Genomic DNA, 20,212 nt, shown 5'->3' on the forward strand with positions numbered 1-20,212 from the left:
ACTGGAGAAAAGGCTGTATGGCGACACTAACCACCACCCAAACGTCACCTTCGCTGCTTGGCGGCGTGGTGATCATCGGCGGAACCATTATAGGTGCCGGGATGTTTTCCCTGCCCGTGGTCATGTCCGGTGCGTGGTTCTTCTGGTCGCTGGCCGCGCTGGTGTTCACCTGGTTCTGCATGCTGCATTCCGGCTTGATGATCCTTGAAGCGAACCTGAACTACCGCATTGGCTCCAGCTTCGACACCATCACCAAAGATCTGCTGGGCAAAGGCTGGAACCTGGTGAACGGCCTTTCCATCGCATTTGTGCTCTACATCCTGACCTACGCGTACATCTCAGCAAGCGGCTCGATTCTGCATCACACCTTTTCGGAGATGTCGCTGAACGTTCCGGCGCGTCTGGCGGGACTCTGCTTTGCGCTGGGCGTGGCGTTTATCGTCTGGATGAGCACCAAAGCGGTGAGCCGCATGACGGCGATTGTGCTGGGCGCGAAGGTCATCACCTTCTTCCTGACCTTCGGCAGCCTGCTGGGGCACGTTACGCCCGCCACGCTGTTTAACGTTGCGGAAGTTAATCCCTCCTACACGCCGTATCTGCTAATGACCCTGCCGTTCTGTCTGGCGTCGTTCGGCTACCACGGCAACGTGCCGAGCCTGATGAAGTACTACGGCAAGGATCCGCGCACCATCGTGAAGTGCCTGGTCTACGGCACGCTGCTGGCGCTTGGGCTGTATGTGATTTGGCTGCTGGGGACAATGGGCAACATCCCGCGCCCGGAGTTTATCGGCATTGCGCAAAAGGGCGGTAACATTGACGTGCTGGTGCAGGCGCTGAGCGGCGTGCTAAACAGCCGCAGTCTGGATCTGCTGCTGGTGGTCTTCTCCAACTTTGCGGTGGCGAGTTCATTCCTCGGTGTGACGCTGGGCCTGTTTGACTACCTGGCGGATCTGTTTGGCTTTGACGATTCTGCGATGGGGCGTTTCAAGACGGCGCTGCTGACCTTCCTGCCGCCGATTGTCGGCGGTCTGCTGTGGCCGAACGGTTTCCTGTACGCCATAGGCTATGCAGGGCTGGCGGCCACCATCTGGGCGGCGATTGTGCCAGCGCTGCTGGCACGTAAATCACGTAAACGCTTCGGCAGCCCGAAATTTCGCGTCTGGGGCGGTAAACCGATGATTGCGCTGATCCTGGTATTTGGGGTGGGTAACGCGCTGGTCCACGTGCTGTCGAGCTTTAACCTGTTGCCTGTGTACCAGTAAACACATTGCCCGGTGGCGCTACGCTTACCGGGCCTACAGGGACCGCGTAGGCCGGATAAGGCGAAGCCGCCATCCGGCAAAAAACTACCCCACCAATTCTTCTTTCACCTGCATCGCCAGGTCAAACGAATGCAAACGCGCCTGGTGATCGAAAATCTGGCCGTTGACCATAATTTCATCCGCCTGCGTTTCACGCAGCACTGCTTCCAGCCCGTGACGCACTTTTGCCTTATCACCCACCAGCGACATGCTCAACGCCTGCTGCACGCCATACTGCTCGGAGGCCGACCACAGCTGATGCATATTTTCCACCGGAGGCGGCAACTGGCCCGTCTCGCCGCGGCGCAGCTTCACAAACGCCTGCTGCATAGAGGTAAACAGGAATTCCGCGTCGCGATTGCTGTCAGCGGCAATGATGTTAATACACACCATCGCGTACGGCTTCTCCAGACGCTCGGACGTTTTGAAGTTCGTACGGTAGAGGTGCAGCGCCTGATGCAGCATATCCGGCGCGAAGTGGGAGGCGAACGCGAACGGCAGCCCCAGCTGCGCGGCGAGCTGCGCGCTATACAGGCTCGAGCCTAACAGCCACACCGGGATCTTCTCGCCATAGCCCGGCACCGGGCGCACGTGCGGGTTCGGATCGCGCGCGTCGAACCAGTCCACCAGTTCCGCCACGTCGCGCGGGAAGTTATCGATATCGCCGCTCATATGGCGGCGCAGGGCGCGCATGGTCGGCTGGTCGCTCCCCGGCGCGCGGCCAAGCCCCAGGTCAATACGGCCCGGATAGAGGGTATTCAGCGTCCCGAACTGCTCGGCTATCACCAGCGGGGCGTGGTTCGGCAGCATCACTCCACCGGAGCCAAGGTGTAAAGTGGTGGTATTCGCTGCCAGGTAGCCAATCAGCACCGATGTAGCGGCGCTGGCAATGCCGACCATGTTGTGATGTTCTGCCAGCCAGTAGCGGTGATAGCCACGCTTTTCGGCCAGCTGAGCCAGATCGAGAGAGTGCGTGAAGGCTTCTCTTGCCGAGGAGCCTTGTGGGATCGGTGCCAGATCCAGCACCGAAAACGGAATGGTTTTGTCAGTCATAACAGCTCACTTTGTCGACGGTCAATCTTTAATACTGCATTAAAAAATGATAACCGTTGTTAACAAAGTGAGCCTTTTTTAGGCCTGAAGTTCCAGCCCGGCCAGACGTTTCCAGTAACCGTTGCAGTCGCTGTTTGCCGCCAGCGGCAGCGGCGACGCGCCGTTTTCGTTAGCGCGGAAGGCGTCCAGCATCGCGAAAACGCTGGTATCCAGCGGCGACAGGCGCACCATGTCCACCAGCCCGTCCATCGACGCCAGTTCGTTGCCGAGGTTATAGACGTAACCGCTCATGGTCTGAATGCCGTTCAGGACAAACACCTGCTGGTTCTCCTGCGACAGCATGCTGCGCCCGTTCGGGTACTTGATGCAGCAGGTTTCACATTCATCTTTCGGGCGGTCTTCCGATCGCGCGGTGAAGCAGCGGGCAGAGTAGGCCAGCGGCAGATGACCGTAGCTCAGCACTTCCACTTCGAACTGATGGCGAATGCCCAGCTCGTCGCACTGATTCAGCAGGTTTGCCAGCCAGTCACGGGAGAGCTCCACCGGCATGCACCAGCGGGTCATTCCCTGTTTGAGCAGCAGGCGCAGGGTGACGGCGTTATAGCAGTTCAGCGCATGGCCTGCGACAAACGGCAGCCTGCGTTCGGCGCACATGTTCACTACCCCCAGGTCGCTCGCTTCCAGCAGAAACTCACCGTTTTCGACGTAGCGCTTCAGCTCGCCCAGTTCGGACGAAGCCTGCACCAGCGCGAGCGTTGACAGCACCACCTGTTTGCCGCTCCCGGCCAGGCTTTTCGCCATCTCCAGCCAGTCGCCCACTTTGGTTGCGCGGCGTTTGCTGCATACTGCTTCACCGAGGTAAATCACATCGGCGCTGCTGGTGGCGGCCTGTTGGTAAAAATCTTCCAGCGTCTCTTTTGGCCAGTAGTAGAGCACCGGCCCTAATGAATATTTCATGGTTATCTCACTGCCATTTACGGTGATACGCGCCCAGCGTGGTTTGCGTGCCTTCGGACATCGATCCGAGCGTCTCCATCCACGCCGCCTGTGGGGCGTAGTTCTGCGGGTCCGCCATGCAGCGGTCGATGGCCTGACGCCACACTTTCGCCACCTGGCTCACATAGGCCGGACTGCGCTGGCGACCTTCAATTTTCACCGAGGCAATATTGGCGGCCAGCAGCTCCGGCAGCAGCTCCAGCGTGTTAAGGCTGGTGGGCTCTTCCAGCGCGTGGTAGCGCTCGCCGTCGACCAGGTAGCGGCCTTTGCACAGCGTCGGATAACCCGCGTTTTCACCGTCCTGATAGCGGTCGATCAGAACTTCATTCAGACGCGACTCCAGCCCCTGCGGGGTCTGCTGCCAGCGGACGAAGCGGGCAGGGGAGCAGGCCCCGACGGTATTCGGCGATTCACCGGTTAAGTAAGAAGAAAGATAGCAACGGCCTTCGGCCATGATGCACAGACTACCAAAGGCAAAAACCTCCAGCGGCACTGGCGTGACGCGCGCGAGTTGCTTAACCTGATGAATAGAGAGCACGCGCGGCAGCACCACGCGGGCGACGTCAAAGTTTTGATGGTAAAAACGCACCGCCTCTTCGTTGGTGGCAGATGCCTGAACAGAGACGTGGCGCTCAATATGCGGATAGCGTTCTGCCGCATACTCAAGCATGGCGAGGTCGGCCAGGATTAACGCATCGGCGCCCAGCTGTGCTGCCATGTCCACCGCGCGCTGCCAGCGGGCGTAACCGTCAGGATGGGCAAACGTGTTGATGGCAATATGCAGCTTGCGGCGGTGCTGATGAACGAAGTTAACGGCTTCCTGAAGCTTTTTCTCCGTAAAGTTAAGGCCAGCAAAATGGCGGGCGTTGGTGTCATCCTTCAGCCCGATATAGACCGCATCGGCCCCATTCTCGATGGCCGCCTTAAGCGCCGGAAGGTTTCCGGCAGGGCAGAGCAGCTCCATAATTTATCCTGATGTTGTCGATCGCAAAAATGTTAACGAGCTGGGATTTTAATTAACCCATACGCGACAATTTTTGATTTAAGGCAGCTAATGGCGTATTGATGGCACCAATAATGAGGTTGTCCGGACGACGGTTTGTTGATTTACGCCGCTATGTTGTGCGTCGGATATGGCAAAATAGCAGGACTATAGATATCAGGGAGTAAAGCTCGTGCTGGATAAACTGCGTTCACGTCTCGTACAATTTGGCCCATCAATGCTGAGCGTGCCGGTCAAGCTGGCGCCGTTCGCGCTCAAACGTCAGGTGCTGGAGCAGGTCCTGAGCTGGCAGTTCCGCCAGGCGCTGCAGGATGGCGAGCTGGAATTCCTGGAAGGCCGCTGGTTGAGCATTGAGGTGCGTGACATCGGGCTGCGTTGGTTTACCTCCGTTGAGAATGACCAGCTGATCGTCCGCGAAACCGCCGAGGCGGACGTGAGCTTTAGCGCCAACGCCAGCGATCTGCTGATGATCGCCGCGCGTAAACAGGATCCGGATACGCTCTTCTTCCAGCGCCGTCTGGTGATTGAAGGCGACACGGAGCTGGGCCTGTACGTGAAGAATTTAATGGATGCCATTGAGCTGGAGCAGATGCCGAAAGCGCTGCGCGTGATGTTGATGCAAATGGCAGATTTTGTTGAGGCGGGGCTGAAATCCCCGCCGGACAGTAAACACACTTCAGTAGGTGAGCCATGCTGATTCGAGTCGAAATAGGGATTGATGCACCGGGTATCGATGCGTTATTACGCCGCTCTTTTGAGAGCGATGCGGAAGCCCAACTGGTCCACGATCTCCGTGAAGACGGCCTGATCACGCTGGGGCTGGTTGCCACCGATGACGAAGGTCAGGTTGTCGGCTATGTTGCCTTCAGCCCGGTGATCGTTCAGGGTGAAGATCTTCAGTGGGTGGGCATGGCACCGCTGGCGGTAGATGAAAACTACCGCGGGCAGGGCCTGGCGCGCCAGTTGGTCTATGAAGGGCTGGACTCGCTGAATGAGTTTGGTTATGCCGCCGTCGTCACGCTGGGCGATCCGGCGTTCTATGGCCGTTTAGGCTTCGAGCAGGCCGCGCATTACGATCTTCGCTGCCGCTGGCCGGGTACCGAATCCGCCTTCCAGGTGCATCGCCTGGCGGATGATGCTCTGAACGGCGTAAATGGTCTGGTGGACTACCACGACCATTTTAATCGCTTTTAATCAGGCTCTCGCGTAGCGCCTCAAAGGAGCCGTCTCCGGTCACGAGGCGCTCCTTCTGGCGCTTCGTTAGCTGCTTAATACGGTACTCCAGCCTGAGTGCCAGCGATCTGTCCCCCACGGCGGCAGAAAAAGCCAGCTGCAGTTCGCCTTTCCCCCGCAGCGCTTTTGCCCCTTTCCCCGTTTGATGTTGTAAAAAACGCCGCGCCACATCGGTGGTGATCCCGGTGTAGAGTGCGTTATCAGCGGTTCGGACAAGATAGAGAAACCAGCACACGGTAAACAGATTCAGTATGTTAAGGTGAACGCACCATAGCATGAGAGAGAACGAAAATGGAAACACTAGCCGCCATTAACCGCTGGCTGGCAAAGCAGCACGTCGTGACCTGGTGCGTATATAGCGAGGGCGAAATGTGGTGCGCCAACGCCTTTTACTACTACGATCCTGAACGCGTCGCTTTTTACGTCATGAGTGAGGGCAAAACGCGGCATGCCCAGATGACCGGCCAGCAGGCAAAAGTGGCGGGCACGGTAAACGGTCAGCCGAAAACGGTCGCGCTGATCCGCGGCGTGCAGTTCAAGGGTGAGATTCGTCGTCTGGAAGGTGAAGAAAGCGACGCACAGCGTAAACGCTACACGAGCCGCTTCCCGGTTGCTGCTGCGCTAAAAGCCCCGGTGTGGGAAATCCGGATTGATGAGCTGAAATTTACCGACAACACCCTGGGCTTTGGCAAGAAGCTTCACTGGCTACGCGCCGAGCAGGCGTAGCGCTTCGCGGTTAAACGCCGGGAGATCGTCCGGGGTCCGGCTGGTGATCAGTTGGTCGTTATCGTTGACCACCTCCTGATCGTAAAACTCGGCCCCTGCGTTTTTCAGATCGATAACGATCGGTTTCACCGCCGTAAGCTTACGCCCGCGGACCACTTCAGCGCTGATCAGCAGCTGCGGGCCGTGGCAGATGGCAAAGACCGGCTTGCCGGTGCCGACGAAGTCACGGGTAAAGGTGACGAAACGCTCGTCCCCGCGCAGGGAATCCGGTGAATGGCCGCCCGGTAACAGCAGGGCGTCGAAATCTGACGGGCTGACGTTATCGATGGACTCATCGATGGTCACGCTGGCTTCGCCCTTGTGGCCCTTCACGGTTTTACCCGCTTCTTTCTCAATGGTGATGACCTCGTGGCCTGCCTTGCGGAATGCCTCAGCTGGCGACGTAAATTCTGAATCTTCAAACTCGTCGGTAATCAAGACTGCGATTTTTTTACCCATGCTTCCTCCGTTGTTTTCGCTTCAGACTGTTTTTTTCCCGTTTGTGGTAAATACTTACCGGTAACAGACTTTTAAGTGTGGTAGAGCAGGTCCAGATCGCAAACGGACAATTCTGTAAAGGGGATAAGATGAGTCAGGTACTGATTACCGGCGCAACCGGGCTGGTGGGTGGACATCTGCTGCGGTTGCTGATCCAGGACCGGCATATCAACTATATTGCCGCCCCGACGCGCCGCCCGCTGTTGGATATCACCGGCGTCTATAACCCGCACGATCCCCAGCTCACCGACGCGCTGGCGCAGGTGCAGGATCCTATAGATATCGCCTTTTGCTGCCTGGGCACGACGCGGCGTGAGGCGGGCAGTAAAGAAGCGTTCGTCCATGCGGACTACACGCTGGTGGTGGATACCGCCCTGACGGCGAAAAAGCTGGGGGCAAAACATTTCCTGGTGGTGAGCTCGCACGGCGCGAGCACCGGCTCACCGTTTTTTTACAATCAGGTGAAGGGCAAAATGGAAGAGGCGCTGATTGCGCAGAAGTGGGAGCGCCTGACTATCGTGCGGCCTTCCATGCTGATGGGCCACCGCGACGAACGGCGTTTTAACGAATCCTTCTTCGCCCCGCTGTTTCGTATCCTGCCGGGTAACTGGAAGTCCATCGAGGCGCGGGACGTCGCGCAGGCGATGCTGAAAGAGGCGCTGGCACCGTCGCAGGAGGGCGTCAATGTCATCCCTTCGGCAAAACTGCGTGAAATCGCGCAGGGCGAGGCGTAAACTTCTCCGGCTTATTAAATAACACTCTCCGGGGAATGGTATGACTGGTCAGTCTTCATCTCAGGCGGCAACACCTGTCCAATGGTGGAAGCCCGCACTCTTCTTTCTCGTGGTCATCATTGGCCTCTGGTATGTGAAATGGCAGCCGTACTACGGCAAAGCCTTCACCGCCGCCGAAACGCACAGCATCGGTAAATCTATACTCGCTCAGGCTGATGCCAGCCCGCTGAAGGCGGCATGGGATTACGCCATGGTCTACTTCCTGGCGGTGTGGAAAGCTGCCGTCTTAGGGGTAATCCTGGGATCGCTGATTCAGGTACTTATTCCGCGAAACTGGCTGGTGAAAACACTCGGGCAGCCGCGCTTTCAGGGCACGCTGCTGGGGACGATTTTCTCTCTGCCGGGCATGATGTGCTCCTGCTGTGCCGCACCGGTAGCGGCGGGTATGCGCCGCCAGCGCGTATCCATGGGCGGTGCGCTGGCATTCTGGATGGGGAACCCGCTGCTCAACCCGGCGACGCTGGTGTTTATGGGCTTTGTGCTCGGCTGGCATTTTGCCGCTATCCGTCTGGTTGCCGGGCTGCTGACGGTGCTGGTGGTGGCGACGCTGGTACAAAAACTGGTGAAGGATACTGCCGTCGAACCCGCAGCCGTTGAACTGGACGTCAGCGAACCGCAGGGCGGTTTCTTCACTCGCTGGGGTAAGGCGCTGTGGCAGCTTTTCTGGAGCACCATTCCGGTCTATATCCTGGCGGTACTGGTTCTGGGCGCGGCGCGCGTCTGGCTCTTCCCGCATGCGGATGGGGCGATCGACAACACGCTGATGTGGGTGATTGCGATGGCCGTTGCAGGCTGCCTGTTTGTGATCCCCACGGCGGCAGAAATTCCGATTGTCCAGACCATGATGCTGGCCGGTATGGGTACCGCACCGGCGCTGGCGCTGCTTATCACCTTGCCGGCAATCAGCCTGCCGTCGCTCATCATGCTGCGTAAGTCTTTCCCGGCGAAAGCGCTGTGGCTGACGGCGGGGCTGGTGGCGTTGAGCGGAGTGATGGTGGGGAGTATTGCGTTGATGTAAAAAAAGCCCGGTGGCGCTCGCGCCTACCGGGCCTTTAGTCAGACGTGGATTACTTAATGTAGGTAAACGCGGTGGTGACGTGCTTCACGCCGCTCACCCGGCTGGCGATATCCGCCGCCGCTTTCCCTTCACGATCGGTCACCAGACCCAGCAGGAACACTTCACCGTTTTCGGTCGTTACTTTTACGTTTGAGGATTTCACCTGGTCTGAACCCAGCAGCTGGGAGCGGACTTTGGTGGTGATCCAGGTGTCAGACGACGCGGTGCCCAGGCTGATTGGCTGACCCTGGCGGATTTCATTGAAGACTTCCGTGGTGCCCTCAACGCCCATTGCGATCTGCTTCGCGCGGCTGGAGAGTTCGGTATTCGGTGCCTGACCCGTCAGCAGGACTTTGCCCTGATAGGCCGTCACGTTGATACGCGCTTCTTTCTTGATTTGTTCGTCTTTCGACAGCGCACTGTTGACCCGCAGCTCCAGCGTACCGTCATCCACCTGCGTTCCCACAGAGCGCGGATCGGTCGCCGCTTTGGTGCCTACTGCGGCAGTACCCACAACAGCCGCAGCGATACATCCCTGAAGCAGTAATGCAGACATAAGGACTGCGAGGGTCGATAAAGCCTTCATAAAAACTCCTTAATCATCCTGGTGAGGGAAAAGCGTGTTATCGATCAAATCGCATAAGCAGTTCACCGTGAGCATATGCATCTCCTGGATACGTGCGCTACGGTGAGACGGAATGCGGATTTCCACATCCTGCGGCCCTAGCAGACCCGCCAGCTCACCGCCGTCATAGCCGGTTAAGGCGACGATGGTCATGTCGCGGGTAACGGCGGCTTCAACGGCTTTGACGATGTCCCGGCTGTTGCCGCGCGTGGAGATCGCCAGCAGCACATCGCCGGCATGCCCCAGGGCGCGCACCTGTTTCGCGTAGATTTCGTCATGCAGACGATCGTTAGCAATCGCTGTTAAGACCACATTATCGGTATTAAGTGCAATGGCAGGTAAACTCGGGCGTTCGGTTTCAAAACGGTTAATCATGCTGGCAGCAAAATGCTGTGCGTTGGCGGCTGAGGTTCCGTTGCCACAACAGAGGATTTTGTTGCCGTTAAGCAGGGATTGCACCAGCGTCATTGCAGCGCGAGAGATCGCGTCCGGAAGGGCTTCCGCCGCGGCAATCTGAGTCTGGATGCTTTCTGTGAAGCACACTTTAATTCTTTCGAGCACGTTATCCCTTTTAAATCTTAATTATGCGTCTTCGCCAAAAGCGTTTTTAAGCCATTCGATCTCATTTCCGGTGAAGGCTATCACATCGAAACGGCAATCCACAGTATCAAAGCTCCCATTATGGCGGGCAAGCCACAAGTGGGCAGTCTGTAATAATTTATGTTGTTTGGCGAGCGTCACGCTGGCGGCAGCACCGCCAAAACGGGAAGACTGTCGAAAGCGGACTTCTACAAACACAATCACCTGACCGTCTTTCATGATCAGATCAATTTCGCCGCCGCGCCCGCGGACGTTAGCGGCGATAAAGCGCAGTCCTTTGCCTTCGAGCCAGCGACGCGCTTTTAACTCCCACGCATCGCCGGTCTCTTTACGGCTTAACTGGCCGGGACGATTTGCCCCTGCTGGTATTTGAGCCATGATAACTTCCTGTTAATCACACAGTCCTGAGTGGCGGTCAGATCGCCGGTGTTGCCGTTAAGCTCAAAGCCTGGCACCTGACGCATCTGGGTAAAGTGGTTTGCCAGCGCCCACGCATCAACACCCATCGCATACAGACGCGCCAGAGAGTAGTCGTTACGTACGGAGCTTAGCGCCTGCTGCATCAGTGTCGGGTTGCTGCCCGCCAGCATCGGGATTTCGCTGTACTGCAGGCCGTCCATTTCCAGACGGAAATCCGGGCCTGCGGTGCCCTGTGCGCTGCGGGAGCTGGCGTAGAGCGTTGCACCGCTCTGGCTGCCGTTACGCATCGCGATCATCGGCTTGATAAAGGCGATCTCCTGCGGCGTGGCAACGATATAGGCCGCATCCACTTTACCACCACCGCTTATCTGCGCGTCGGTTGGCGGGGCAGGGATGGTCAGGCCGCCAATGGTCACGCTCTGCTGCTGCGGCAGGCTGGCGGAAACCGGACTGCCGTTAAGCGCGATACCCGCTCCACCGTTAACGCCCGCACGCAGTTCAGAGACGGAACCGAATTTCTGCTGCAGCACGATGCCGCCGCCCAGCTTCTGCCACTCGTCGGCAAAAGCATTAGCCACGCGATCGCCCAGTGTACTGCGCGGGATCAGCAGCAGCGGGGCCTGTTTACCCTGCTCGTGGATATGACGTGCCGCATCGCGGGCTTCATCTTCCGGAGAGAGTGCGAAGTAGCAAATATTGGCCCGGTTCTGAACCTGTTCCGGCTGGTTGAGCGCCAGTACGTTCAGCGTGGTATTGCTCTTCATCAGCTCTTCCACGTTGTTTTTCAGCAGCGGGCCGACAACGATGCTTGCCCCGTCCTGCTGAACCTGCGCCAGCACCTGGTCAAGCGGCTTCGAACTGGTGTCGTAGATTTTCAATTCAGCGCCCGGGTTGGCGCTGGTAGCTGCCACGGCCTGCGGCAGTGCTGCAGGTTGAGCGGTAGGTTGTGCCGGCTGCTGTTGAGGCTGTTCTGCCGTAGCCTCTGGTGCAGGCGTCGCTTGTGCCTCAGCCGCAGGCTGTGGCGCAGGTGCAGCAGCAGTCGCCGGAGGGGTTGTCGGTGCGGTAACCGGGTTTTGCATTGTACCCTGCGCCGGGGTTTGTGCGGTGGTCAGGTCACTGGTCTCGGCGGTGGAGGGGCTGACAACATCGTTCACGTTGGCCGCCTGCGCTGCCTGCACCGGAACCGCACTGCCCGTTACCGGCGTGGTGCCGTTTTTCGCCGCTTCAAAGCCCTGTTGAATCGTACGGCCAAACACTGCCGCCTGGCCATTCAGCGGCAGAAGCAGCGCAATTTTGCTTGTCGACGCAGGCTTAAAGTTCTGCACATTCACCAGCTGGGTTGGCAGCATTTTCGCGCCCGGGTTCTGCGGGTAACGGGTCTGCCAGTCGGTAATACCGGCTTTCAGCATTTTTGGATCGCTGCGGTTGTTAAACCACATCTGCTGCAGATCAAGCCAGCCCTGAAGCACGTTTTCGTCCGCGTTAATGACCAGCGCCTTTGCCTGATCCTGGGTCATCGAGGCAAGCGCCTGCCAGGTGGCATCAATGTTTTTCTGCTTGTCGGCACCGGCGAGCAGCGGCTCCTGGGCAATCAAGGCACGCAGGAGCGTCAGGGAAGGGCGCCCCTGCTCAGCGGTAATGCCCGCCTGCCAGAAGCGCGCCTGCTGGTTTTTATCCAGCGCGCTCAGGTCGATGCTCCCCAGGATCTTTTTCGCGCCATCATAATCTTTCTGCGCGACCTTCAGCTCGGCAGAGAGCAGGCTCTGCTCAAGTTGCTGAGTATCGTTAAGCTCTTTCGGCAGTTGGCCGAACAGCTCGGCAGCCTGCTGGGTTTTGCCCTCTTTCAGCAGTGCACGAATGGCGAGTAATTGCCAGTTGATCCTGGTATCATTTGTACTCTGCGACATTTGTTGCAGATAAAAGCCAGAATCAGCCTGAGCGGAGCCCTGAAGATGGGCGGTGCTCTGGTCAGGTGCCTGGGTGCCACAGCCTGCAAAAATCAGGGCTGCGAGCAGCAGCGGCACGCTGCGCGTGGCTTTTTTTCGAAGAAACGTTAACGGTACCATACTGTATCCAGTGATTTTTTTTACGCAATGCTCAATATTAAATCGGCAATACGGACGAAACAATGAAACAACACGAAACGGCAGATAATTCTCAAGGCCAGCTTTATATTGTACCTACTCCTATCGGGAATTTGTCTGATATTACCCAACGTGCGCTGAACGTATTGCAAACTGTTGATTTAATTGCCGCTGAAGACACCCGACACACCGGTTTACTGCTGCAACATTTCGCGATTAACGCCCGTTTGTTTGCCCTGCACGATCACAATGAGCAACAAAAAGCCGAAACGCTGGTGGCGAAGCTCAAAGAGGGGCAGAACATCGCGCTGGTCTCTGACGCCGGGACGCCGCTGATTAACGATCCTGGCTACCATCTGGTGCGCACCTGTCGCGAAGCCGGGATTCGCGTTGTGCCACTGCCGGGGCCGTGCGCCGCGATTGCTGCATTGAGCGCCGCAGGTTTGCCGTCTGACCGTTTCTGCTATGAAGGCTTCCTCCCTGCCAAATCCAAAGGCCGTCGCGATGTATTAAAGGAACTGGAAGCCGAGCCGCGTACCCTGATCTTCTACGAATCCACTCACCGCCTGCTGGAAAGCCTGGAAGATATGGTCACCGTCTGGGGCGAATCCCGCTACGTGGTGCTGGCGCGTGAGCTGACCAAAACCTGGGAAACCATTCACGGCGCGCCAGTCGGTGAACTGCTGGCGTGGGTGAAGGAAGACGAAAACCGCCGCAAAGGCGAAATGGTGCTGATTGTCGAAGGGCACAAGGCGGAAGAAGACGCGCTTCCTGCCGACGCGCTGCGTACGCTGGCGCTGCTGCAGGCGGAACTGCCGTTGAAGAAAGCCGCTGCGCTGGCGGCAGAAATTCACGGCGTGAAGAAAAATGCGTTGTATAAATATGCGCTGGAACAGCAGGGGGAGTAAGGCATCCCCTGCCAGTTTTGCCGGGTGGCGGCTGCGCCTTACCCGGCCTACAGATCTTTGCGTCTTTTAGCTAACTGGTATCGCCTCAAACACCAGCGTTTCCAGCGGTTGCAGCGTAATCACCACGGCGTTTTTGTACTCCTCCGGTACGGTTGAATTACTGCCGTACACCGCTTTGAGACTAAACTTCGCCGCGTCTCCCGTGGGTATTTCGAATTCTTTCGCTAAATCCAGATAGTAGCTTTGCGGCTTGTCCGAGGGGTTACGCAAGCCGAGTATGGCTTTCTCTTTACTCCACGAAGCCCAGCCGTAAACCTGCAGTGCCGTCGGGTCTCCGCCAATCCAGTGCGTATCCACCAGCACGCTGGCATTGTCACGCGACCATTTTGCGGCCTGCGCCAGCGTATCCCACTTCGCCTTGTTCAGCATTGAAGGGGTAATATACAGTTCCTGCAACTGGGTGCCGGTGGCGAAGTAGCTCCAGACCTGATCGGCAAAATCGCTGTCCGTTTGTACCTTCTCCAGACCGTAGTAGGCATTCTCCGCGCTGACGATCCCGTGGTACATCAACGAGTTCAGCGGAAACAGCGGGCCTTTGCGCACAATGGAGCGGTACGTTTCGGCATCGCGGTAGGTCATCCACTGCTGCACCGGCGTGCCGGGACCGTACAGGTTGATGTCATCACCCTGACGCCAGATGGAATCCGCATAGAACAGCCAGGACGGACTGGCGTTGGTGCCGGTCGTCAGGTTGATAAACAGATTCGGGTTGGCGCTGCGCATGTTATGCAGCAGAGCGATGGAGGCGTCAAAATCCGAGGCGAACGGGCTACCCGGGATATGCGCGTTGGCATTACCCATCCCGTCCAGCTTGAACGAGGTAATGTGCTCGTTTTTGATAAGCTTAACGATCTGCTCATTGAAGTTTTTAAAGTAGTTAGGCCCTGACAGGGCCAGCTTCCCGTCGACGGTTTCGAACCCATACTCTTTTGCATGCGAGACGCGAATGTCGCGCGGTTTGTTGTAGCCTCCCCACGGTGAGAGCCACAGTCCGACCGAGCTGTGCAGGCTGTCGGCTTTTTCCCGTACCTTGCCAAAACCGTTGCCGAATGCCGGGCCAAACAGCCAGCGCCCGGTCAGGTCGTCCCAGCCATCGTCCAGCAAGAAGGCGTCCAGCGCCACGCCGCGTCCGGCGATAAATTCCTTATTCCATTCATCCATCCGCCCCAGCACGTCCTGTTCGGAATAGGGGGTAAAGAAGCCAATATCCATCCAGCTGTTGTAGTGCAGGTAGGGCTTATACGGACGCGGACGCACGGCATTAATAAACTGGTTTACGCTGCGGCGCAGCTGGCTGGTTTCCGGGAAGGTGCCGAAGTAGGTGGTATAGCTGACCGGCGTTGCGGGCTGAATCGGCGTTTTTAACTCTACGTTGAGGTTGGTCGTCGCTTCATAGGCGTAAGTATTCACGATCGGTTTATCTGGAAGAATAAAGAACGAATCAGCAACGATCGGCGAGCTGTTGATCGCCCCGTCAACATACGGTGCCTGTGACTGCTTTTTCGTCGGGAAGAAGGTGATTTTCGCCACGTCACGCGGCTGGCCTACCGCCGCGAGGGTGTAATCGATGCTGGCGTATTTATCTTTCACCAGGTTGAGCTTTACCGTCACGTTAAAATCCGGACGCGAAAAGTCGATGACAATGGCGCTGTCCTGCTTTTCGACGTGCTTGATTTTGAAATCAGCGGTGTGAATTTTGGTTTCGTCCGGCAGCGTCAGAAAGAACAGTTCCTGCGGGGTGATGGGGTGGTCAGCTTTTTTGTCAGTTACCACCACCGTTGAATTGGCGTCATCAAAGGACAGGGCAATCTTGTCGTTAGTGAGCGTGTAGTTCGCTGCCATCGCGCCATGGGAAACGCACAGGGCAAGCATTGAGAGGGTGAGCACTTTTTTCATTAAAGTAAGATCCTCTTAGTTATGCTTCTGCCGGAATACGCAGACGGTTAGCCGAACCGCAAACGGCGATCTTGCTTCGGACCACCTCTTTCATGGCGTCCATCCCGACGCGCATGTAAAAGCGCGGATCGTTGCCCTGCGGGTTCTCGGCAAACCAGGCTTTGACCGCATCAGAGAAGGCGATTTTCAACTCGGTTGCGACATTAACTTTGCACACGCCCAGTTCAATAGTGCGGCGCACATCATCATCCGGAACATCGCTCGCACCGTGCAGCACCAGCGGAACCGCTACCACCTCGCGGATCTCAGCCAGGCGCTGGAAGTCAATTTTGGGGCGTTTGGTATAGAGGCCGTGCGCGGTGCCGATGGCAACGGCGAGGCTGTCCACGCCGGTCAGCTCAACGAAGCGTTTCGCCTCCTGCGGGTCGGTCAGGAATGCGCTTTCGGCGTCGACGCTCATGTCATCTTCAACACCCCCCAGACGGCCCAGTTCCGCCTCAACGCTACAGTCGTTGAGGTGGCAAAAATCGACCACCGATTTCACCAGCTTCACGTTTTCTTCAAAGGGATAGTGGCTACCGTCGATCATTGCGCTGCGTACGCCGGCATGTACCTTGCGACGAATGTCATCCAGCGATTCGTGATGATCGAGATGCAGCGCCAACGGCATGTCGTAGCTCAGGGAGTACGCGCTGCACAGAGCGTAGATCTCCTCCAGCGCAATGTGTTTAAAAGTACCCGGCGTCCCGGCGAGGATCACAGGCGAGCGCATTTCGCTGCACACTTCGAGGATCGCCTGGATCGTCTCGGCGTTATGGATGTTAAAGGCCGGAACGGCATAACCCTTTGTCTGCGCGTCCTGCAAAAGATATTTGGTCGAAATAATACTCATAATACGATCCTCTTAAGCCTGCCACGGATGAATAACCACGCCCTGTACCACACGGTTGACCGTTCCGCTGGCGGATGGTGTGTCCGGCGTGTTGCCAACATGCAGAGACTGGGTTAGCGCAAAGACCTGGGCGTAGATCAGAAAGCAGAACGCCTGCTCCATATCGTTGAACGGACGGGAAGGCGGCAGCAGGATATGCGGCCCCGCTTCAATGGCTGGATCGTTTTCGGCGGCGATGGCGACCACGCGCATGGCCTGACGATCGCGGCGCAGTTCGGCCAGCAGATCCAGATCGTACTGACGCGTATACGGATGGCTGGAGATAAACACCACCACCAGCGTTTCGTTATCCACCAGTGACTTAGGCCCATGACGAAAGCCCGTTGGTGAATCGTAGAACGCCGCCAGCTTGCCCGCAGTCAGCTCCAGCACCTTCAGCGCAGACTCGCGCGCCGCGCCCTGCAGACCGCCGCTTCCCAGGTAAACAATCCGTTTCCACGGTTCGTTGCCAAAGACGCCCTCGCTGAAATCCCCGAGCGAGGTGAGGATCGCCTGGCAGCGATCGGCTACGTCCCGGAAGCTTTGGCTGCCGATCGTCTCTGGTGCGAATACGGCCAGACAGCTCGCCATCATGGTGGTAATGCTGCTGGTCATCGCGAACCCGCGATCGTGCGTTTCGGCTGGCATCAGCAGGGCAAAGGCGTTATCGCTCTCGACGGCGTTCTGGTACAGGCTTCCCGCCTCGTTGCAGGTGATCGACAGGTGGTAGCACTCGGGCACGAACCGGTTCGCCAGCTCAACGGCGGCGACGCTCTCTGGACTGTTGCCGGAGCGGGCAAAAGAGACCAGCAGCAGAGGGTGTGCCGGGCTGAAGTAATCCATCGGGTTGGTGACCAGATCGGTTGTCGGTATGGCGGAGACGTTTTTACCGGTGTGGCTCGCAAGCCAGGGGGCAATTATCTCGCCAATAAACGCGGAGGTGCCCGCGCCGGTGAGGACGATCCGCAGGTCTCGCTTACGCAGCAGCGGCGTCAGGAAACCGTCAATCGAGGTGCGCAGATTATCGATGTTGTTGAGTGAGCGGATCCAGCAGGCAGGCTGCTGGCGGATCTCTTTTTCGGTCCAGGTGCCGGTTGTGGCGGCGGTGGTTTGTTGCATAACTCAGTCCTTAGTCGTGTGAATTCCACATCAGACGCTGGCAAACGTGTCGCTATCTTTCGTTTCGTTTCACTTATTCACATTAGCAGTTAAACAAAATCTATAGGAAAGAAATCGAAAGTTCAATAATGGAAAAGGAATAAAACGAAAAGTGTGATCGTAAAAGGAAAGGGTAAAACCAAGGAAAGGAAAAGAAAGGCCTTACGATCTGATGCCGTAAGGCCGCCGGGACACGCAATGTAAACTACGAAGGTGTACGCTGTGAAAGTGACCGGATCATATTCCTTCCTCTTCGGGGGCTTCCTCGCGACAGCGACCAAGCTCATCCACCAGGCTGGTCAGGCCGCGGTGGCCGCACTCCAGCGCCTGCAGACGAAACGCTTCGCTACTTAATCCGTCACGTTCCAGCACCATTTCCAGCAAAAGCTGCAGGTTGGTGCCGGTAATCACTTCGCTACCCGGTCTTTGCATCGCGAGCGTCGCGGCCACGCGAAACGGCGTGCCGCCGAGAAGGTCGGTGAGGAAAATAATATCCTGCTCTGGATCCAGCTCACTCACCGCCTGTTCAAGCTGAGCGGTCAGCCTGGCAGTGGTGGAGTTTTCCGGAAAATCGATGGCGATAAACTGCGGCTGCTCGCCCAGGATCTGCCTCATCGCCTGTTCAAGCCCGCTGGCAAAGCCGCCGTGACCCGTCAAAATTATGCCTAACATCGCAACCTCTTTGCTTTTACAGGAAGTGACAGAATTTACCGACAACGCCCAGCACCACGGTGATACCGATCAGCCGCAGCGGGCTCCAGCCGCGGCGCACCAGCCAGAACATGGTCAGGGTGTAGACCAGCGGCAGGAACGCGGGCATCAGCTTGTCGATCACGTCGGTTTGCAGTTTAACGACCGCATCACCCGCCTTGATTTCAAGCGTCGTATTGAGTCGGACGTAGGTCGCCACCAGCGCGCCGATCACCGTCATCCCGACAATAGAGGCCGCGTGGCCCACCTTTTTGGTGTTGGCTTTGATCAGCGGAATGGCGGCAACGCCCATTCGGTATGCGTAGTGCGCCAGGCCAAAGCGCAGGCCGAGATGCACCACGTTGAACAGCACGATAAAAACCACCGCGCCAAGAATGGAGCCTTGCAGCGCCAGGCTGGCACCAATACCGCCGCAGATGGGTAACAGGGTCAGCCAGAACATGGCGTCGCCAATGCCTCCGAGCGGGGCTCCGACCGCAATTTTGGTGCTCTGAATGCTGTTTACATCCTGCTTGGAACGCTCCATTGCCAGAATGATGCCGATAACGAAGGTCACCAGAAACGGATGGGTGTTAAAGAAGCCCATATGACCTTTCATCGCCCGCGCCAGGTCCCGCTTATTGGTGTGGATCTTTTTCAGCGCGGGCAGCAGCCCGTACAGCCAGCCGGAGGCCTGCATACGTTCATAGTTAAACGAGGCCTGCAGCAGCATGGAGCGCCAGGCCACGCGGTTAATGTCTTTTTTGGTCAGCTCCGCGCCAATGGTCTGGTCTTCATAGGCGTTTTCATTCACGCCGCTCAGCAGCGTCTCTTCACTGACAGACGCGCCCGGCAGGGTGGTTTGATTAGATGCCATCTTCAAATTCCTCTTTATGGGCCGCGGGCGCCGTCGGTTCAGGCGATTTACGCAGCAGGTCGATCAGCGCCATCGCCAGCGCCGCTGCGGCAATCGCCAGTACCGGAAGCTTCAGCCAGGCCGCGGCGACAAAACCGATAATGAAATAAGGGATGTAAACATTTTTCATCATGATCTTCAGCAGCACGGCGAAGCCGATCGCTGGCATGATGCCGCCCGCGACGCCGAGACCGTCAATCAGACGCTCCGGCAGGATAGCAATGGCGGTTTTCGCGTGTTCAGCGCCAAAGTAGATGGGCAGAAACGCGCACAGGAAATAAAAAATGCCGAGCGCCAGCAGCGCCAGATAGTTGACTCGCTCTATGCCGTCGGTGTCCGCGTTGGCCGCCATGCGATCGCAGCGGGACATTACGCCGGACATCACGGAGAAGAGGAAGGTGATACCCATCTGCACCGCCACGGCAAACGGCACCGCGACCCCAACGGCGACATCCGGCTTCACGCCCGTGGTGATGGCAAACGTGGTGCCGACGATGGTGCCGATAATCACGTTTGGCGGCTGCGCGCCCGCCAGCGGCGCCAGACCCATCCAGACCAGCTCTAAGGTACCGCCGGTCAGGATCCCGGTATGCAGATCGCCCAGTATCAGGCCGACCAGAGGACCAAGCACCACCGGGCGGTGCATGTGTGTTAAGCCGTTAAACATATCCAGGCCCGCGATAAAGGCAAGAAGCCCCAGCGCGAAAGCCTGCAACAGACTGATTTCCATTGTGAATCCCTCAAAGCAGTTTAAAGAGATCCAAAGCGGTCTCTGTTGGGACGCCCTGAACAAAGCATTCCACCCCGGCCGCTTTCAGGCCGTTGAACGCAGCGATATCGTTCGCGTCGACAGAGACCGTTTTGGCAATTTGCTGTTTGCCACTGGCGTAGTGCATGTTTCCGACATTGATACGGGTGATGGGCACGCCGCCTTCAACCAGCTTCAGAAAATCGGCGGGTGATTTGCAGACCAGCAGAATTTTCTGACGGTCAGCGGCGCGGTGAATATTGTCGATCACTTTTTGCAGCGACCAGAAACGCACGGCGATCCCTTCCGCGAGCACCATTTCCATCAGGTTTTGTTGAACCGGATCGTCTGCAACCTCGTCATTTGCCACCAGCACCAGGTTTGCCCCCGCAAACCCCACCCACTGCACGCCCACCTGTCCGTGGATCAGGCGTTCATCAATGCGGCATAAGACAATGTTTGGCATAGCGTTTTCC

Annotated in this window: 23 protein-coding genes; 7 read left to right on the forward strand and 16 right to left on the reverse strand. The window is 57.5% G+C overall.

What is annotated here, in order from left to right; genetic code table 11:
- Positions 1–17: 17 nt before the first annotated feature.
- Positions 18–1,262, forward strand: coding sequence for a tryptophan permease (gene mtr, locus IM271_RS12210; RefSeq protein ID WP_193052649.1), 1,245 nt, complete (start codon positions 18–20; stop codon positions 1,260–1,262).
- An 84-nt stretch (positions 1,263–1,346) separates the two neighbouring features.
- Here the strand turns inward: mtr and IM271_RS12215 are convergent, their stop codons facing one another.
- The 3 genes from IM271_RS12215 to IM271_RS12225 all read right to left on the reverse strand — a co-directional run bounded on the left by IM271_RS12215 (position 1,347) and on the right by IM271_RS12225 (position 4,314).
- The gene (locus IM271_RS12215; protein WP_193052650.1) at positions 1,347–2,354 is read right to left on the reverse strand and encodes a luciferase-like monooxygenase; all 1,008 of its coding nucleotides are present in this window, start codon (positions 2,352–2,354) and stop codon (positions 1,347–1,349) included.
- A 78-nt stretch (positions 2,355–2,432) separates the two neighbouring features.
- Positions 2,433–3,311, reverse strand: coding sequence for a U32 family peptidase (locus IM271_RS12220; RefSeq protein WP_041907896.1), 879 nt, complete (start codon positions 3,309–3,311; stop codon positions 2,433–2,435).
- A 7-nt stretch (positions 3,312–3,318) separates the two neighbouring features.
- Positions 3,319–4,314 (reverse strand): peptidase U32 family protein, encoded by a 996-nt coding sequence (locus IM271_RS12225; protein WP_042715087.1) that lies wholly within the window; start codon positions 4,312–4,314, stop codon positions 3,319–3,321.
- A 211-nt stretch (positions 4,315–4,525) separates the two neighbouring features.
- Between IM271_RS12225 and IM271_RS12230 the strand changes: the two genes are divergently transcribed.
- The gene (locus IM271_RS12230; RefSeq protein WP_193052651.1) at positions 4,526–5,050 is read left to right on the forward strand and encodes an SCP2 domain-containing protein; all 525 of its coding nucleotides are present in this window, start codon (positions 4,526–4,528) and stop codon (positions 5,048–5,050) included.
- A complete protein-coding gene (locus IM271_RS12235; protein ID WP_041907900.1) occupies positions 5,044–5,547 on the forward strand; it encodes a GNAT family N-acetyltransferase in 504 nt (167 codons plus the stop codon). Before IM271_RS12230 ends, IM271_RS12235 begins: the two co-directional genes overlap by 7 nt.
- On the opposite strand, the gene IM271_RS12240 is transcribed toward IM271_RS12235, so the two are convergent.
- Positions 5,534–5,863 (reverse strand): GIY-YIG nuclease family protein, encoded by a 330-nt coding sequence (locus IM271_RS12240; protein ID WP_045260079.1) that lies wholly within the window; start codon positions 5,861–5,863, stop codon positions 5,534–5,536. The genes IM271_RS12235 and IM271_RS12240 overlap by 14 nt on opposite strands.
- Positions 5,864–5,877: 14 nt before the next feature.
- On the opposite strand from IM271_RS12240, the gene IM271_RS12245 reads away from it, so the two are divergent.
- The gene (locus IM271_RS12245) at positions 5,878–6,312 is read left to right on the forward strand and encodes a YhbP family protein (protein WP_193052652.1); all 435 of its coding nucleotides are present in this window, start codon (positions 5,878–5,880) and stop codon (positions 6,310–6,312) included.
- On the opposite strand, the gene IM271_RS12250 is transcribed toward IM271_RS12245, so the two are convergent.
- Positions 6,292–6,810: a type 1 glutamine amidotransferase domain-containing protein gene (locus IM271_RS12250; protein WP_028014537.1), complete on the reverse strand. Its 519-nt coding sequence runs from the start codon at positions 6,808–6,810 to the stop codon at positions 6,292–6,294. The genes IM271_RS12245 and IM271_RS12250 overlap by 21 nt on opposite strands.
- A gap of 128 nt (positions 6,811–6,938) precedes the next feature.
- Between IM271_RS12250 and IM271_RS12255 the strand changes: the two genes are divergently transcribed.
- Entirely contained in the window at positions 6,939–7,583 is a 645-nt protein-coding gene (locus tag IM271_RS12255; protein ID WP_193052653.1) for an NAD(P)H-binding protein, read from the forward strand.
- 40 nt (positions 7,584–7,623) lie between these two features.
- Entirely contained in the window at positions 7,624–8,661 is a 1,038-nt protein-coding gene (locus IM271_RS12260) for a permease (protein ID WP_028014535.1), read from the forward strand.
- 49 nt (positions 8,662–8,710) lie between these two features.
- Here IM271_RS12260 and dolP read toward each other — a convergent pair whose 3' ends face one another.
- From dolP to IM271_RS12280, 4 genes are read right to left on the reverse strand one after another with little or no spacing between them, the layout of a single operon-like run.
- Entirely contained in the window at positions 8,711–9,286 is a 576-nt protein-coding gene (gene dolP / locus IM271_RS12265) for a division/outer membrane stress-associated lipid-binding lipoprotein (RefSeq protein WP_028014534.1), read from the reverse strand.
- Positions 9,287–9,295: 9 nt separating this feature from the next.
- Positions 9,296–9,886 carry a DnaA initiator-associating protein DiaA gene (gene diaA, locus IM271_RS12270; RefSeq protein ID WP_003861754.1) on the reverse strand — a complete coding sequence of 197 codons (591 nt, stop codon included), beginning with the start codon at positions 9,884–9,886 and terminating at the stop codon, positions 9,296–9,298.
- 21 nt (positions 9,887–9,907) lie between these two features.
- Positions 9,908–10,303 (reverse strand): YraN family protein, encoded by a 396-nt coding sequence (locus IM271_RS12275; RefSeq protein ID WP_028014533.1) that lies wholly within the window; start codon positions 10,301–10,303, stop codon positions 9,908–9,910.
- Positions 10,261–12,411, reverse strand: a complete 2,151-nt coding sequence (locus IM271_RS12280) for a penicillin-binding protein activator (protein WP_193052654.1) — start codon at positions 12,409–12,411, stop codon at positions 10,261–10,263. The genes IM271_RS12275 and IM271_RS12280 overlap by 43 nt, the downstream gene beginning before the upstream one ends.
- A gap of 62 nt (positions 12,412–12,473) precedes the next feature.
- Here IM271_RS12280 and rsmI point away from each other — a divergent pair, with 62 nt between their 5' ends.
- Positions 12,474–13,337, forward strand: coding sequence for a 16S rRNA (cytidine(1402)-2'-O)-methyltransferase (gene rsmI, locus IM271_RS12285; RefSeq protein WP_193052655.1), 864 nt, complete (start codon positions 12,474–12,476; stop codon positions 13,335–13,337).
- A 66-nt stretch (positions 13,338–13,403) separates the two neighbouring features.
- Here rsmI and IM271_RS12290 read toward each other — a convergent pair whose 3' ends face one another.
- From IM271_RS12290 to agaV, 7 genes are all read right to left on the reverse strand, one after another.
- On the reverse strand, positions 13,404–15,293 hold the full coding sequence (locus IM271_RS12290) for an enterotoxin (RefSeq protein WP_048999523.1): 1,890 nt from the start codon (positions 15,291–15,293) through the stop codon (positions 13,404–13,406).
- A 19-nt stretch (positions 15,294–15,312) separates the two neighbouring features.
- Positions 15,313–16,185 carry a tagatose-bisphosphate aldolase subunit KbaY gene (kbaY, locus tag IM271_RS12295; RefSeq protein WP_048999522.1) on the reverse strand — a complete coding sequence of 291 codons (873 nt, stop codon included), beginning with the start codon at positions 16,183–16,185 and terminating at the stop codon, positions 15,313–15,315.
- A gap of 12 nt (positions 16,186–16,197) precedes the next feature.
- A complete protein-coding gene (locus IM271_RS12300; protein ID WP_048960551.1) occupies positions 16,198–17,343 on the reverse strand; it encodes an SIS domain-containing protein in 1,146 nt (381 codons plus the stop codon).
- A 276-nt stretch (positions 17,344–17,619) separates the two neighbouring features.
- The gene (gene agaF, locus IM271_RS12305) at positions 17,620–18,054 is read right to left on the reverse strand and encodes a PTS galactosamine/N-acetylgalactosamine transporter subunit IIA (protein ID WP_048999521.1); all 435 of its coding nucleotides are present in this window, start codon (positions 18,052–18,054) and stop codon (positions 17,620–17,622) included.
- Between the two features lie 16 nt (positions 18,055–18,070).
- Entirely contained in the window at positions 18,071–18,949 is an 879-nt protein-coding gene (agaE, locus tag IM271_RS12310; RefSeq protein WP_193052656.1) for a PTS N-acetylgalactosamine transporter subunit IID, read from the reverse strand.
- Positions 18,939–19,718 carry a PTS N-acetylgalactosamine transporter subunit IIC gene (agaW, locus tag IM271_RS12315; RefSeq protein WP_193052657.1) on the reverse strand — a complete coding sequence of 260 codons (780 nt, stop codon included), beginning with the start codon at positions 19,716–19,718 and terminating at the stop codon, positions 18,939–18,941. Before agaW ends, agaE begins: the two co-directional genes overlap by 11 nt.
- 10 nt (positions 19,719–19,728) lie before the next feature.
- Positions 19,729–20,202 (reverse strand): PTS N-acetylgalactosamine transporter subunit IIB, encoded by a 474-nt coding sequence (gene agaV / locus IM271_RS12320; protein ID WP_028014524.1) that lies wholly within the window; start codon positions 20,200–20,202, stop codon positions 19,729–19,731.
- Positions 20,203–20,212: the final 10 nt, after the last annotated feature.

This window comes from Enterobacter cloacae complex sp. I3 (assembly GCF_014896175.1).
GTDB lineage: Bacteria > Pseudomonadota > Gammaproteobacteria > Enterobacterales > Enterobacteriaceae > Enterobacter > Enterobacter bugandensis.